Source organism: Psychrobacter sp. P2G3 (assembly GCF_001593285.1).
Classification (GTDB): domain Bacteria; phylum Pseudomonadota; class Gammaproteobacteria; order Pseudomonadales; family Moraxellaceae; genus Psychrobacter.
This window is the reverse complement of sequence record NZ_CP012529.1, coordinates 3,278,415-3,292,856: the sequence shown is the minus strand read 5'-3', so window position 1 is coordinate 3,292,856 and position 14,442 is coordinate 3,278,415. Positions and strand designations below refer to the sequence as shown.

9 protein-coding genes and 1 pseudogene are annotated in these 14,442 nt (G+C 42.0%); 6 read left to right on the top strand and 4 right to left on the bottom strand.

What is annotated here, in order from left to right; genetic code table 11:
• Nucleotides 1–15 precede the first annotated feature (15 nt).
• On the top strand, nucleotides 16–1,956 hold the full coding sequence (gene dnaK / locus AK823_RS13500; RefSeq protein WP_068329927.1) for a molecular chaperone DnaK: 1,941 nt from the start codon (nucleotides 16–18) through the stop codon (nucleotides 1,954–1,956).
• Nucleotides 1,957–2,054: 98 nt separating this feature from the next.
• Here the strand turns inward: dnaK and AK823_RS13495 are convergent, their stop codons facing one another.
• Both AK823_RS13495 and AK823_RS13490 read right to left on the bottom strand, forming a co-directional pair.
• A complete protein-coding gene (locus tag AK823_RS13495) occupies nucleotides 2,055–2,864 on the bottom strand; it encodes a methyltransferase domain-containing protein (RefSeq protein ID WP_068329925.1) in 810 nt (269 codons plus the stop codon).
• 175 nt (nucleotides 2,865–3,039) lie between these two features.
• Entirely contained in the window at nucleotides 3,040–4,272 is a 1,233-nt protein-coding gene (locus AK823_RS13490; RefSeq protein ID WP_068329922.1) for an 8-amino-7-oxononanoate synthase, read from the bottom strand.
• Nucleotides 4,273–4,564: 292 nt separating this feature from the next.
• On the opposite strand from AK823_RS13490, the gene AK823_RS13485 reads away from it, so the two are divergent.
• From AK823_RS13485 to AK823_RS13470, 4 genes and pseudogenes are all read left to right on the top strand, one after another.
• Nucleotides 4,565–5,095: a porin family protein gene (locus tag AK823_RS13485; protein WP_068038740.1), complete on the top strand. Its 531-nt coding sequence runs from the start codon at nucleotides 4,565–4,567 to the stop codon at nucleotides 5,093–5,095.
• A gap of 229 nt (nucleotides 5,096–5,324) precedes the next feature.
• A complete protein-coding gene (locus tag AK823_RS13480) occupies nucleotides 5,325–5,873 on the top strand; it encodes a porin family protein (RefSeq protein WP_068038736.1) in 549 nt (182 codons plus the stop codon).
• Between the two features lie 228 nt (nucleotides 5,874–6,101).
• Nucleotides 6,102–6,557, top strand: a pseudogene (locus AK823_RS13475) (NfeD family protein); the annotation flags it as partial.
• A gap of 341 nt (nucleotides 6,558–6,898) precedes the next feature.
• Nucleotides 6,899–7,759: an SPFH domain-containing protein gene (locus AK823_RS13470; RefSeq protein ID WP_068039533.1), complete on the top strand. Its 861-nt coding sequence runs from the start codon at nucleotides 6,899–6,901 to the stop codon at nucleotides 7,757–7,759.
• An 88-nt stretch (nucleotides 7,760–7,847) separates the two neighbouring features.
• Here the strand turns inward: AK823_RS13470 and hemN are convergent, their stop codons facing one another.
• Together hemN and AK823_RS13460 are read right to left on the bottom strand one after the other, a co-directional pair.
• Nucleotides 7,848–9,386, bottom strand: coding sequence for an oxygen-independent coproporphyrinogen III oxidase (hemN, locus tag AK823_RS13465; RefSeq protein WP_068329919.1), 1,539 nt, complete (start codon nucleotides 9,384–9,386; stop codon nucleotides 7,848–7,850).
• A 443-nt stretch (nucleotides 9,387–9,829) separates the two neighbouring features.
• The gene (locus tag AK823_RS13460; protein ID WP_068329917.1) at nucleotides 9,830–12,277 is read right to left on the bottom strand and encodes a penicillin acylase family protein; all 2,448 of its coding nucleotides are present in this window, start codon (nucleotides 12,275–12,277) and stop codon (nucleotides 9,830–9,832) included.
• 569 nt (nucleotides 12,278–12,846) lie between these two features.
• On the opposite strand from AK823_RS13460, the gene AK823_RS13455 reads away from it, so the two are divergent.
• Nucleotides 12,847–14,433 carry a YifB family Mg chelatase-like AAA ATPase gene (locus tag AK823_RS13455; protein ID WP_068329913.1) on the top strand — a complete coding sequence of 529 codons (1,587 nt, stop codon included), beginning with the start codon at nucleotides 12,847–12,849 and terminating at the stop codon, nucleotides 14,431–14,433.
• Nucleotides 14,434–14,442: the final 9 nt, after the last annotated feature.

Sequence of the window (14,442 nt, the reverse complement as noted above, 5' to 3'; positions counted from 1 at the left end):
TTGGAGTAATTAATTATGGGTAAAGTAATTGGTATTGATTTAGGTACAACTAACTCGTGTGTAGCCGTAATGGAAGGTGATAAAGTTAAAATCATCGAAAACGCTGAAGGTACACGTACTACACCATCTATCGTCGCTTATAAAGATGACGAAACGCTTGTTGGTCAGTCAGCCAAGCGTCAAGCAGTCACCAACCCAAACAACACTTTGTTTGCAATCAAACGTCTGATCGGTCGTCGTTTTGATGACAAAGTGGTGCAAAAAGACATCGGCATGGTGCCATACAAAATCGCTAAAGCTGATAATGGCGATGCTTGGGTCGAAGTTAACGGTAAGAAATTAGCACCACCACAAGTTTCTGCTGAAATCTTGAAAAAAATGAAAAAGACCGCCGAAGACTATCTTGGTGAAAGTGTGACTGAAGCGGTTATTACCGTACCAGCTTACTTTAACGATTCACAGCGCCAAGCAACTAAAGATGCGGGTAAAATCGCTGGTCTTGATGTAAAGCGTATTATCAACGAGCCAACAGCGGCTGCACTTGCTTATGGTATGGACAAAAAGCAAGGCGATAGCACGGTTGCTGTTTATGACTTAGGTGGCGGTACGTTTGACGTATCAATCATCGAAATCGCTGACGTTGATGGCGAGCAGCAGTTTGAAGTACTAGCAACCAATGGTGATACATTCCTTGGTGGTGAAGACTTTGACTCAGCTTTGATTGAATATTTAGTTGCTGAATTCAAAAAAGAGCAAGACGTGAACCTTAAAGGTGACTCTCTTGCGATGCAGCGTCTAAAAGAAGCGGCAGAGAAAGCTAAAATTGAGTTATCAAGCGCGCAAAGCACTGAAGTGAACTTGCCATATATTACTGCTGATAGCAGTGGTCCTAAGCATTTAGTCGTCACTATCAGTCGCTCAAAACTAGAGAGCCTAACTGAAGAGCTAGTTCAGCGCACGATGGGTCCTTGTAAGATTTCTCTTGAAGATGCTGGTATTAAACTCAGCGATATCGACGATGTTATCTTAGTCGGTGGTCAGACTCGTATGCCACTAGTACAGAAAAAAGTACAAGAATTTTTCGGTCAAGAGCCACGTAAAGACGTGAACCCTGACGAAGCAGTAGCCGCTGGTGCAGCGATTCAAGGTGCGGTATTGTCTGGTGACAAAACTGACGTACTATTGCTTGATGTTACGCCATTGACACTAGGTATCGAAACGATGGGCGGTGTAATGACGCCTGTTATTGAGAAAAACACCATGATTCCTACCAAGAAATCACAGGTATTCTCAACGGCAGAAGACAACCAGCCAGCAGTAACGATTCAGGTGTATCAAGGTGAGCGTAAAATCGCCAATCAAAACAAACAGCTTGGACGTTTTGATTTGACTGATATTCCACCAGCGCCACGAGGTCTACCACAGATCGAAGTAACTTTTGACATCAACGCTGACGGTATCATGAATATCTCAGCAACTGACAAAGGTACTGGTAAAGCACAAAGCATCCAGATCAAAGCAGACTCTGGCTTGACGGATGAAGAAGTTGAACAAATGGTGCGTGACGCTGAAGCCAACGCTGAAGAAGATGAGAAATTCGCTAACTTAGCGCAAGTTCGTAACGAAGCTGATGGTCGTATCCATGCGGTTCAAAAAGCATTGAAAGAAGCTGAAGACAAAGTGACTGATGAAGAAAAATCAACAGTAGAAACCGCTATCTCTGAGCTTGAAACAGCTGCTAAAGAAGATGATCATGATGACATCAAAGCGAAGCTTGAAGCGTTAGACAATGCTTTCTTGCCAGTCAGTCAGAAGATTTATGCTGAAGCCGGTGCTGGCGCTGAAGGTATGGATCCAAGTCAGTTCCAACAAGGAGCTGAATCAGCTGATAGTAGCCAAGCTGATGATGACGTGGTCGATGCTGAGTTTACTGAAGTAAACGAAGACAAAAAATAAGAACTTATATAATCATAAGTAATTAAATTAAAAAAACGCATCCTTAGGGGTGCGTTTTTTTTATGGTTATTATCATTACTACACGATACGTTGTGTTTTTATGGTTTAAAAGCATTCACTGTCAGTACCTCATAAGTCAAATTAACATAAGCCTGACCATCTTCATCTTGTGCTGAAAAATGCTGCCAATAATCCAGCTCAAATTGTTTTAAACGTGCTTTTGTCCATATAAAAGGTTGGGAGTTAGTAGATTGGGTCTGCGTTAGATTGGTCGACACTCCTGTCAGTTTCATATGTTTCAATACAGCGTAGGGATTAGCAAACGGTAAATCAAAGCGCTGAGTCGATAGCTGAATTTTCTCAAAGCCGGCATCAGCCAGTGCAAATCGCCATTCATCAATATCTGGATAGTGTAGTCCTTGACCAGTTAATGCTTTAACTTGGAGAAAGTTATTTGAAGTAAAGGTATTAAATAACAATTGACCTTTAGCTTGTAAGCACAATGCTGATTGCACTACAAAACTTAAAGGGTTATCAAACCACTGTATCGCATTGGCACTAATGATCAAGCTATGTAGTCTCTCGAAATCCATCGTCTCAGCATCACCAATCGCTATTTTGGCGGTTGGTAAAATTGATTGCAATGTAGTAGCTTGTTCCGCGCACAACTCATTGATAAGCCAATGCTGACTTTGAATACATGCCGCTAGTAGGCGTGTCATTTGACCGGTGCCTGCACCAATTTCTAACACACTATCTTGTCTGTTATGAGCAATACTGGCCAATAAATACTGACAGACTTGCTGCTGAATATTGGCATGTTGATCATAGTCGCTGGCATTAGAAAAATGACGAGCGATGGTCTGTTTTCTGGCGCTGAAGTTATAAGGTGTGGCGAGCATTTCCATATTGTTTATCACATCCAAGTAAGTCAATTGTCGCTTGATATAGTCAATCCTATCTAAATCGGATACGGTGTTAAGCGCTCTCAGTCTACTATTGGCAGTACTTGTACTCGCCTTCCTAGTATTCAAATTATCTTTGAGCGACTCTATATAGTTAGCCTTCTACTGCATAATAGAATCATAATGGTTGTATCAACCGATCGCAGTCTTCATTCGTCAGTTTGGCATTCATGACTAAACGAATACGAGCTGTGTTAGCAGGAACGGTAGGCGGTCTGATAGGCAATGCGTAAAATCCCGCCGCTTGCAGTTGTTGCGCTTTGGCCAGAGCACGCCCATTATCGCCCAATATATAGGGAACAATAGGTGAATCATAGCTTATATTTTGGGTAGTTGACGACACAGGATGTAGGTGATTGATGGCTTGACTAAGTTTCATAGATAACTGTGCTAGATGTGTGCGTTGATCATTTAGTTTTGGCATCTTTGCCAAGATAAAGCGTGTCCATGCATGATTGATAGGAGGGAGCGCAGTACTAAAAATCAGCGGGCGCATGGTGTTAATCAGCCATTGCTTGACGACATCATCACACATTATATAAGCACCAACTGAAGCAAACGCTTTACCAAAGGTACCGACCAAGTAATCGATGTCGGTCAGTGTTTGTGTTTCTTCTGCTAGTCCCAAACCTGTAGCGCCTAAAATACCGACTGCATGTGCTTCATCGACATAAAGCTCAATGCGAGAATCTTTGGCTTTTAATTGCACTAACTGAAGCAAATCAGCACGGTCGCCATCCATACTAAAAATACTTTCAGTGACAATAATAATGCGCTCAACAGTTGGATCTGCTTGCGCAATAAATTTAGATAAATGCTCATAATCATTATGACGGTAGCGACGATAAGTGACCATCTTGCTTTGGCTCAAACGTAGTCCATCGATGATACTGGCATGTACCAGTTTGTCTGCCAAAATAAGGGTCTTGATTGGTAGCGCCGTTAGTGCTGGCAAGATACCAATATTAGCATGATAGCCGCTGTTCAATACCAACACCGATTTTAACTTATCTGCATTTTGTTTACGGACGGCTGCCTGATACCAATTCTGCAACTCAGATTCTAGTGCTTGCAACTGTGTATCATTCCCTGTGAGCAACCGTGAGGAAGTGGCACTCATCTTAGGTAGCTGTGCCAATGGCAACTTTTCTACTTTATTTAGGAACTCAGTTTGCAACTCAATGTCGCAGCCTAGGCCTAGATAGTCGTTACTGGCAATATTAAGTAAAGTGTTGCCTTGGTTAATTACGTAACGTCCCTGATGTTCTAGGCTTGGTAAACGACGATATTGCTGCTGGGATTTCAAGTGTGTCAATGATTCTTGCAATTGCGCCACTATAAAACTTGCCATATTTATATATTCCTTTACCTTACTTCTAATTTTTGGCATTAATTATCTAACTAATAAGTGGGAAGTATTGCACAAAATAGCTACTTGTAACAAAAAATTTCATATCTTGGTGTTTGTAACCAGAGTGATGATAAACACTTGCAAATCTTAACCCTCATACTATTAAACACTGACAGAGTCTTTGAAATAGTTTGTTACTATGTACTCATCGTTAGCAAACAAGGCGATATGGCTATAACAGCCAACACTAATAACTAACTTGTTTGTCAAATTTCGTTTCAAGGAGATAACAATGAAAACTCTACAAAAAACTCTACTTGCGTTAGCAGCTGGTTCTTTATTAAGCGTGAGCGCACAAGCCGCTGTATCTTATGGTAATGGCTACACTGGTCAACCATACGTTGGTGTGAAAGTTGGTCAGTTCGACTTAGATCGTTCTGGTACAGATGATCCAACAGCATACGGTGTTTATGGCGGTTATAACTTTGACCCTAACTTCGGTATTGAAGCTGAATATGTAGGTTCAGATGATGCTGATTACTATAACGGTGAAGTTGATGCCAAAACTTATGGCGCATATGGTACTTATCGTTATGCTTTCCCAAATACCGGCTTATATGCCAAAGGTAAATTAGGTGTCGCTAAAACTGAAGTAGAAGGCAAAGGTACTTTGACACGTAATTTCTCTGATAGTGATACCAGTATTGCTGGTGGTGTAGGTCTTGGTTACTCAGTTAACTCAGACTTTAGTGTCGAAGCTGAATACGACATGCTAGGTAATGATGCAGACCTTATGACAGTCGGCGCTCAATTGAAATTCTAAGCTTGTTAGCGAATAAACCAAAAAGTATAAGCTTCAAGATTTAGTAAAACAAAAAAACGATCACTTAATGTGGTCGTTTTTTTTTGCTTAATACCATTAAGATAAAACAGTTGTTTGCTTTAGTAATTAACCCTGTTAATATACCGCCACCATTTTTGGATAAGATGGTTTTATAGTAAATAGTAATCTTTATAAGAATATTGATTAAAAATTATTTTGGGGAAATATGATGAAAGCTTTACAAAAAACATTACTGGCTTTAGTAGCTGGTTCTTTGATGAGTGTTAGTGCACAAGCGGCAGTCAACTATGCAGGGCAGCCGTATGTTGGTGTTAAAGTTGGTAAATTTTTGGTAGATACTGATGATTTAGACGATCCTACTGCTTATGGTGTTTATGCTGGTTATAATTTCGATTCTAACTTTGGTGCTGAAGTTGAGTATGTAGGCTCTAGTGACACTGATATTGACACAGGTACTAGTATCGTTAAAGCTGAATATGACCTTAAAACTTATGGTGCTTACGGTACTTACCGTTATCAATTCCCTAATACTGGTCTATATGCCAAAGGTAAACTAGGGTTTGCTAAAGCTGAAATTGATGCTTCTTTAAGTGACAATTTCGGAAATTCTATTAGTGAAAGCGATAGTGATAGTGGTCTTGCTGGTGGTATTGGTTTAGGTTATAACTTTAACCCTAACATGAGCATTGAAACTGAATATGCTTATGTTGCTGAAGATATTACTTTACTGACTTTAGGTGCAAATCTAAAATTCTAAGCTTATTAATAGACAAGTTTAGAAAAATAGACATCGAAGCTTAGTAAAACAGAAAAAACGATCACTTAATGTGGTCGTTTTTTTTGTTTAAATTTATTTGAAAACTATATCTTCATAAACCAAGCTACATCATTCCCATGAATGACAATACTGTATTGATTTTTAAGACATTATTAAGCGACAAAATGTGCTACATTAAAAGCTAGAACTGCAAAGGAGGGTACGCTGATGATTGAGACTATTTGGATGATTGAACCTTGGCACTGGCTGGTATTGGGCTTTTTATTAATGATTGCTGAGATATTTATCCCTACCTTTGCAAGCCTTTGGTTTGGCGCTGCTGCTATTATCGTTGCTGCTCTGTCATGGTTATTACCTGTCCCCTTAATATTACAAGTTATTATTTGGCTAGCTTTGTCGGTATTGTTCATGTTTGCTTGGGTTAAATATATTAAGCCATTATCGATAGACCGTACAAAAGCTGGATTGGGTGGCAGTGTGATTATCGGTGAAACTGGTATGATTGTCGTTAAGCCGCAAGCGGGTAAACTTGGAATGGTACGTTTCAATGTACCCATTGTGGGTGCAGATGAATGGCCATGCCGGACACATGATGAAACGGTCGAAGTAGGTGATCGAGTTATTGTCACTGATATCAGTGGTAATGAGTTGATCGTCGCGCCAACTAAGCGTATAGAAGCACCTATCGTTAATCAGCCTAATATTGCCCCTGTTGTTGGCAGTCGTCCTGTCGCAAGTAAAGCTCAGGTTAATAGGTTAAATCTTAATAAACCTGGTCTTGATAGAGATCGTCTTAAAAAAAAGTTTACAGATAAGTAAGCGGTCTCAGTATTTTATTGGCAACGTTTATTTAGTAGCATGAGATATTGTTTTCTTTTCAGCATAGCAATGACTTGCAAGAGCGTAAGATACATCGGAATGGTAGAGATTAAATAAATAAGACATTGCTGCACCATTTATGGCAATGGTTCAAGGAGAGCATTATGAATAGCATCGTGAGTAGCATGAATAGTATTAGTATCGTTATGCTGGTATTAGTTGCTTTAATTGCCCTGACCGTCTTTAAGGGAGTGCGTATCGTACCGCAAGGCTATAAATGGATCGTGCAGCGTTTAGGCAAATATAATCAAACGCTAGAGCCTGGTTTAACGCTGATTATTCCTTTTATTGATACGGTGTCCTATAAAGTAACGACAAAAGATATTGTATTAGATATTCCGTCACAAGAAGTGATTACCCGCGACAACGTGGTAATTATTGCTAACGCGGTTGCTTATATTAATATCGTACGTCCTGATAAAGCAGTTTATGGTATCGAAGATTATGAATATGGTATTCGCAATCTAGTACAAACCTCATTGCGTTCAATCATCGGTGAGATGGATTTGGACAGCGCATTATCTAGTCGTGATGAGATCAAAGCATTGCTCAAGCATGCAATTTCAGAAGATATCGCTGACTGGGGCATCACGCTAAAAACGGTAGAGATTCAAGATATTAACCCTTCACAAACCATGCAAGCATCTATGGAAGAGCAAGCGGCGGCAGAGCGTCTACGTCGTGCGACAGTGACGCGTGCCGATGGTCAAAAGCAGGCTGCTATCTTGGAAGCGGATGGTCGCCTAGAGGCTTCACGTCGTGATGCGGAAGCGCAAGTCGTACTGGCTAAAGGGTCTGAAGAGTCGATTCGTCTTATTACTGCTGCCATGGGAGATGAGGAGATGCCGATTGTCTACTTGCTTGGTGAGCAGTATATCAAGTCGATTCGTCAGTTGGCTGAATCTAATAATTCGAAAATGGTAGTATTACCCGCTGATATCCTAAGTACGGTTAAGGGTATGGTTGGTGATAAATTGAAAGTTTAACAGACGATAGACGACTATAAACGTACACGAAAAAGACCTCAACTGAGGTCTTTTTTATGGCTACTTTTTAATTTAGAAGATAATAAAATCAAATAACTTTAGAAAAGCGATTTTTATGCTTCTTATCAAGATATTCATCAAACACCATAGCGACGTTGCGTCCTAGAAGGCGACCTTTCGGTAAGACACGAATACCAGCAGCATCCATATCAATGAGCCTATCTTCTTGCATTGCGCCAAGCTGCGAAATCTCATCAATAAAATAAGTAATCGCATCGATACCGAACTTTTGATTCACATCTTTAAAGTCGATATAGTCATGACATAATAAATTCATAATCACATATTCGCGCAAGCGATCTTTAATAGAGGTTTTAATAACTTTTACCGCCGGCATGATAGCAGGGTTGTTTTGCGCCGCATCAATATTGGCTTGATAAGCTTGTAGATCCGTATCGTTTTGTAGGATATAGCGGGTGTTGGCATTGGCAATTTGACTGATGGATGAGACGCCAAAACCTAGCAAATCACAGTCGCCCATGATGGTATAACCTTGGAAGTTACGGTGTAATTTGCCTTCGCGCTGTGCGACAGCCAGCTCGTCATCAGGCTTAGCAAAATGGTCAATACCGATATATTGATAGCCAGCTTCGGTCAGCGTATTGATGGTGTTGCCAAGCATGGCGAGCTTAGCAGCTGGATCTGGCAAATCATCATCTTTAATTTGACGTTGGGCTTTAAAGCGCTCTGGCAGATGCGCATAGTTAAATACCGACAGACGATCTGGCGACATCTCGATGATACGGCGTACCGTTTTTTCCAAGGTTGCAGGCGTTTGATGCGGCAGACCATAAATCAGGTCAATATTAATAGAGTGAAAGCCCAATTCGCGCGCTGCATTTAGCACGTTTTCAATCAACTCTGCTGAATGCACGCGATTGACCGCGATTTGTACGGTCTCGTCTAAATCCTGCACGCCCAAGCTGACTCGGTTAAAACCGAGGTTGCGTAATACTTTTAAGGTCTCACCACTTAGCTCACGTGGATCAATCTCAATAGAGTAGTCGCCTTCATCTTCAGGTAAAAAATCAAACTGCGTCTGCAAAAACTCCCACAGCTGTACCATCTCTTCATCACGCAAAAACGTTGGCGTACCACCACCTAAATGTAGCTGTTTAACGAGTGGCTTGCTACTATCTTCTGGCGCAGATAATAAGCGACGTTTGTGCTTAATCTCTTTGATGAGATATTGAAGATAATCGCCTGAGTCGCTATTTTTTTTGGTGATAATTTTATTACAGGCACAGTAGTAGCAAAGATGACGACAGAATGGAATGTGAAAATATAAGGATAACGGAGCACGAGCTTCACGATTCTGCAGAATTTTTGTCTCAAGGCCCTCAGGCATCGGTGAAAACTCTAAGGCGGTCGGGTAGGAAGTATAGCGCGGCCCTGAGCGGTTGTATTTATTGATCATAGCTTCATCGAATGCGGGTAGCTGTTTAGTCATGATGCTGCCGCGCGTACTGGCATAAGGGTTGTCAGGCTGCATGACAGGGCGTACCGTAGTAGGCTGCTCATTAGCATGGTTGTAAGGCTGCTGGGTGTTACTGTTCACTTCACTCATAGGGCATTCCTTATACCAAATCCATCTAAAATAAAAATAGCCATACTTTAAAGGCTAAAACATGGTTTATCAAAGTTTTTGATAAGGCATTAGTGGCTAAATATATAGCCACTATTATAGCAAATCCTTACTAATATTGTGGTGGTTGATTGGTTTTGTACCCCCATAATTGACTCGATAGCTATCGAATTAATTGTCCACAGAATTACTTTCCAAAAAAGACTGTAAGTGTTGGCGCTCACTGATTGTCAATTCGTCTTCTGCCACTCTGATTTAACCTCGTAGCATAGAATAAGGGCTAATAGTCTATTTAGTTTTTAGAAAACTACGGTCGTTGTTAATCAGTTATTAGATATACTTTTTCGATGATAAGCAAAGAACCCCAGAGTTTATCTGAGGTCTTATGTATGTGTTTATAATATTTACGTCAATTTAGCCTAGAGCTATTCTCTTAATTTAATCTTATTACCAACTGCTTGATTGGAGATTTCACTAGCGCTAAAAGGTAGGCGAATCCACTCTTTATTCGAGTAGCGACGCGTTTGGTCACGGTGATACGGTCTTGTGGTATCCGCCGATTGCGAGTAGGCCAGCAACGCTTCTACAACAGGCCCTTTATCATCAAAGGTCACTGTCTGCATATAAGTTGGACCGTTGCTAATTGGTTTATAGGTACCATCCTCATTTAAACCTTGACCTTGTGCAACGTTGAATATTCCTTCACGTCCTAGCCCACCATGCATAGGGATTTTTGCGTTGTTCATGCCTGCATCGATTACATATTGTAGATCCGCTAACTTGGCATCAAGGGCTATGTTTTTGCCATTAAAAAACGCGATTGAATCACCTAAAGCTTTACGCGTATCACTATCAATAATTAAATCGCGAGGCGTATTGAGCGGATCATTCACATCAAATTTAACATTAAACGCAGCATCAGTTGTTTCAGTGAAGTTGACATTACGCCAAAACTCTCTAAATACGTGAGCGCCTTTGCTATCAAGATTGTCACGACGATCCCAGTTGGTTAGCACGTTACAAGCTTGAGTGGCATCAATGGTTGCACCACTGGTTAACGGCATGATTGGATTGGCATTACAATCCGCTAATACATCGTCAAGTACCAACTCGGCAACATAACTGCGATTGCCATAAACGACATCTTGAAGGTTGTCTAGAGTAAATTTAGTACCACCAAGACCGTCCGAATTTTCGAGTCGATCTAGTATCTGCTCAAATGCCATGCGAGTACGCATCAGTAGCGGCACACCGTTTACAGGATTAGGCCCTACAAATGGCTGCAAGCGTCGACGCAGCAGTGGTGAAAAACCAGTTAGTGGCTCTTCAGGATTGCTCAACCAATAACTGTCATTTGAGTTGGCGACATAGTCATTACGAATTAAGAATGGCAAGTTTGAGCGTCCAAAGATGCCCGCTTGTGGTGAGTCTGCATCATTACCCCATTCACAGTCAGCCGTGCTGCCGTTTAGTGCTGGCAAGTCGAAGCTAACCAACGCTTGTAGATATGGTTGATTGGTAATACAGGTATTTAATTTTTGTGCCGTAACGTGAGGTACTGTCGAGATATCAGCGTAAAGTGCTTTGCCATTTCTGTCAGTGGCAATGGTATTAACAAACCCTAAGCCGACGATATCTTGCATACTATCTTTTAAATCTTCAACACTGGTGGCTTTGTTCATGCCCAGCCATTGATTAAGTGATCGTGGGTTCTCCGATGCTGCATCACGAATCGTAAATGCCAAATTATTAGCACCCCAAGCTGGCAAGCCACCGTTAACCTTATCAACCGCTAGCATAGGACCAAAATGCGAAAGATAGATGGGCTGCACCAACGTTTCATTATTAGGCAATTGGATAGTCACATCGACCTTCTCGATGTCACGTTGTTCGACACTACCGTCACTATTTTTATAGTTGTACTTCATGGGGTCGCCGTTCACTAGGCTCAACTGATAAAGCGTAAAGCGTTTGGCGGTAGAAACAGTATGACTCCAAGCGACATCTTTGTTAAAGCCGATATTGGGGAACGGTTGACCTTGTTGGGCAGCACCCATGACGTCAAGCTCACCGGGTAAGGTAAGATGGAATTGATAAAAGCGCTGGACTCCATTCCACGGCTCGTGTGGATTGCCATATAGTATACCGCTTTTGGTATCGGTAACATCTTTGCCTAACGCATAAGCATTACTGCCGCCATCTAGTACATTGATGGTGGTCATATCAAATTCAACTTCGGGTTCTGGGCCAATAGAACGCATTCTAGAGCTACTCATTATGCTGTTCTGTGCTGGTGGCGTTGCTGCAACGATTGGACCGACAAAGTTGGATAATCCACCGCGCAAGTTGGCTTTACCATAAAGAGCTAGCAAATCATCGACACTGATTTCACGTACCCATTTAGCTCCGGCACAATCAGGGTCAAGATTAGCCACGCCTTTATCGCGTAAATAGCGACTATAGCCAGCAGCATAGCCTTTGACAGCGTCGATTACTTCTGGGTCTTGAGCCGCTAAGAATTCAGCACGTCGGGTTTGGGAGTTATACCACGTATAAAAGATGTCACTAGCGACGTTACCGTCATCTTCTAAATAAAGCATGCTCTGACCATTGGCAATCACAATTTCACGCGCCAACGAGCAGATATTATCTTCAGCAAAAGCATAGCCTACACCGTAGCCTAGACCTTTATAATTCTTAGCAGTGATATGTGGTATGCCGAATTCAGTACGCTGGATATCTGCTGAATACGTCACAGAAGGAGTGTAAGAGTTATCATCGTCATCTCCGAAACAACCGGACAATCCCAATGATACTGCTACCGTCAATAGCGTGAGTGTGCATACACGCTGATTAAGCACTTTGATGATCATAAGCTTACCCATCCATGGTTAATTGGTGTTATGTAAAGCTGCGGCAAAAGCTAACCATTAAGCTTTACATGATCAATAAATTCCTTTTATTGCCAATAATGCTCTTGCTGGTCTTCGATATTTCAGGTTGAGGTTGAGGTTGAGGTTGAGGTTGAGGTTGAGGTTGAGGTTGAGGTTTTAGAATGTCCTTATACCAGTACCAACAGTCATAAGAAGTTATCAATGAAGTGTAAGCCGTAAGTCTTTGTTAAATAAGATTAAGCATAAGAGCACTCGTTTATCATATACCAACTTTAATTGTCTTTGCTAGCAAATTAATGAAGCTATTAAGGTATAAATTTTCTATCGTTTGGCTTATATCTAGAAGCGAGCTTCTTTTTTAAAGTGTTGAACAACAAAAACTTAGACTGCTATCGCGCATTTCATAGACTAGCTAATGAATTATCTTAATTCCAAACTCGTAATTTCAGACCATTGCAACTTGATACGTTTATAAACAATAAAACACGACATTTGCGCGTTGATAAATAATGCTCTATTATCAATATTCCCTCTACTAGGAAACGCTGATGTCGTTTGCCCAAGTCTATACCCGTTCAGTCGTCGGTTTGCATGCCCCAAAGGTCATCATTGAAGTTCATTTGTCGCAAGGCCTGCCAGCGTTAACGATTGTGGGTCTACCAGAAGCCGCCGTACGCGAGAGCAAAGATAGAGTGCGCTCGGCGATTCTTAATTCAGGTTTTCAATTTCCCAATCGCCGCCTGACGATTAATTTAGCGCCAGCAGACTTACCAAAAGATGGTGCGAGGCTAGATTTGCCGATTGCCATCGGTATTTTGGCAGCCAGCGATCAATTGGATCCAGAAGTATTGTCAGGGTTTGAGTTTATCGGTGAGCTTGCGTTAAATGGAAATCTGCGGCAAGTGACAGGTAGCTTGGCTGTCGCTCGAGCCATAAAAGCAGAAGCGTTAGCCTTAAAAACGTTAAAAGTATCGAAGGCGTCAAAAAGTAATAATTCACAACTGAATGAGCATCTGCAAGAACCACAAGCAGCGCAGTTAATCGTACCGATAGATAATGGAGCTGAGGCTAGCCGTGTTGAAGGGGTAGAGATATTGGCGGCGGATAGTTTAAAAGCCGTTTGCGATCATCTGCAATCACTGACCAATCCAAATGCTAATTATGAGCGTTTAGAGGTCGTTCAGCCCAGTCCGGCACAGCAGCATACGGGATATAAAGTAGATTTGGCGGATGTCAAAGGTCAGCATCATGCTAGGCGAGCATTAGAGATTGCCGCCGCTGGTGGGCACTCGCTGTTATTTACAGGGCCACCCGGTTCCGGTAAGACTTTAATGGCATCGCGGCTACCGACTATCCTGCCTGATTTAAGTGACGAGGACGCGTTAGAAGTTGCTAGTACCTATTCAGTTGCAGACAGTGACTACGATTATGGCACACGGCCATTTAGACAAGTGCATCACACCATATCAGCGGTGGCGTTGGTCGGAGGAGGCTCACGTCCTAAACCTGGTGAGATTACGCTTGCGAATAAGGGCGTTTTATTTCTCGATGAATTACCAGAATTTGATCGTACGGTGCTGGAAGTATTACGCCAGCCGTTAGAAGCGAAGCAAATCACCATTAGCCGCGCCAACTCGCAGATGACCTTTCCAGCAAACTTTCAGTTGGTGGCGGCGATGAATCCTTGCCCTTGTGGCTATGATGGCGATACATCAGGCCGTTGTCGTTGTCGACCTGAACAGATTAAGCGCTATCAAGATAAACTATCAGGCCCGCTACTTGATCGTATTGATTTGCATATTACCGTGCCAGCGTTACCGATTGCAGACCTGCAAGATGCTCAGGCTGGCGAAACATCTGAGCAGGTACGCACTCGAGTCGCTGCCGCGTATAAAAATCAATTAAAGCGACAACAGAAAGTAAATAACGAGCTGAGCCCTAGCGAGATTGATAAATATATTCAGTTAGGCGAGGGCGAACAGCAATTACTACAGCTAGCTCAGCAACGCTTGAATCTATCTGCCCGTGGTTATCATCGCGTGTTGCGAGTCGCACGCACTATTGCCGATCTTGCCGATAGTATCGACATTACTAGCGCCCATGTGTCTGAAGCGCTGAGTTATCGTAGTAAGTAGTTTATTGTT

What these genes read in the sequence shown, in the direction of transcription:
- AK823_RS13480 (WP_068038736.1), top strand. Translation starts at nt 5,325, where the DNA reads ATGAAAGCTTTACAAAAAACATTACTGGCTTTAGTAGCTGGTTCTTTG.
- hemN (WP_068329919.1), bottom strand. Translation starts at nt 9,386, where the DNA reads ATGAGTGAAGTGAACAGTAACACCCAGCAGCCTTACAACCATGCTAAT.
- dnaK (WP_068329927.1), top strand. Translation starts at nt 16, where the DNA reads ATGGGTAAAGTAATTGGTATTGATTTAGGTACAACTAACTCGTGTGTA.
- AK823_RS13495 (WP_068329925.1), bottom strand. Translation starts at nt 2,864, where the DNA reads ATGGAAATGCTCGCCACACCTTATAACTTCAGCGCCAGAAAACAGACC.
- AK823_RS13460 (WP_068329917.1), bottom strand. Translation starts at nt 12,277, where the DNA reads ATGATCATCAAAGTGCTTAATCAGCGTGTATGCACACTCACGCTATTG.
- AK823_RS13470 (WP_068039533.1), top strand. Translation starts at nt 6,899, where the DNA reads ATGAATAGTATTAGTATCGTTATGCTGGTATTAGTTGCTTTAATTGCC.
- AK823_RS13485 (WP_068038740.1), top strand. Translation starts at nt 4,565, where the DNA reads ATGAAAACTCTACAAAAAACTCTACTTGCGTTAGCAGCTGGTTCTTTA.
- AK823_RS13490 (WP_068329922.1), bottom strand. Translation starts at nt 4,272, where the DNA reads ATGGCAAGTTTTATAGTGGCGCAATTGCAAGAATCATTGACACACTTG.
- AK823_RS13455 (WP_068329913.1), top strand. Translation starts at nt 12,847, where the DNA reads ATGTCGTTTGCCCAAGTCTATACCCGTTCAGTCGTCGGTTTGCATGCC.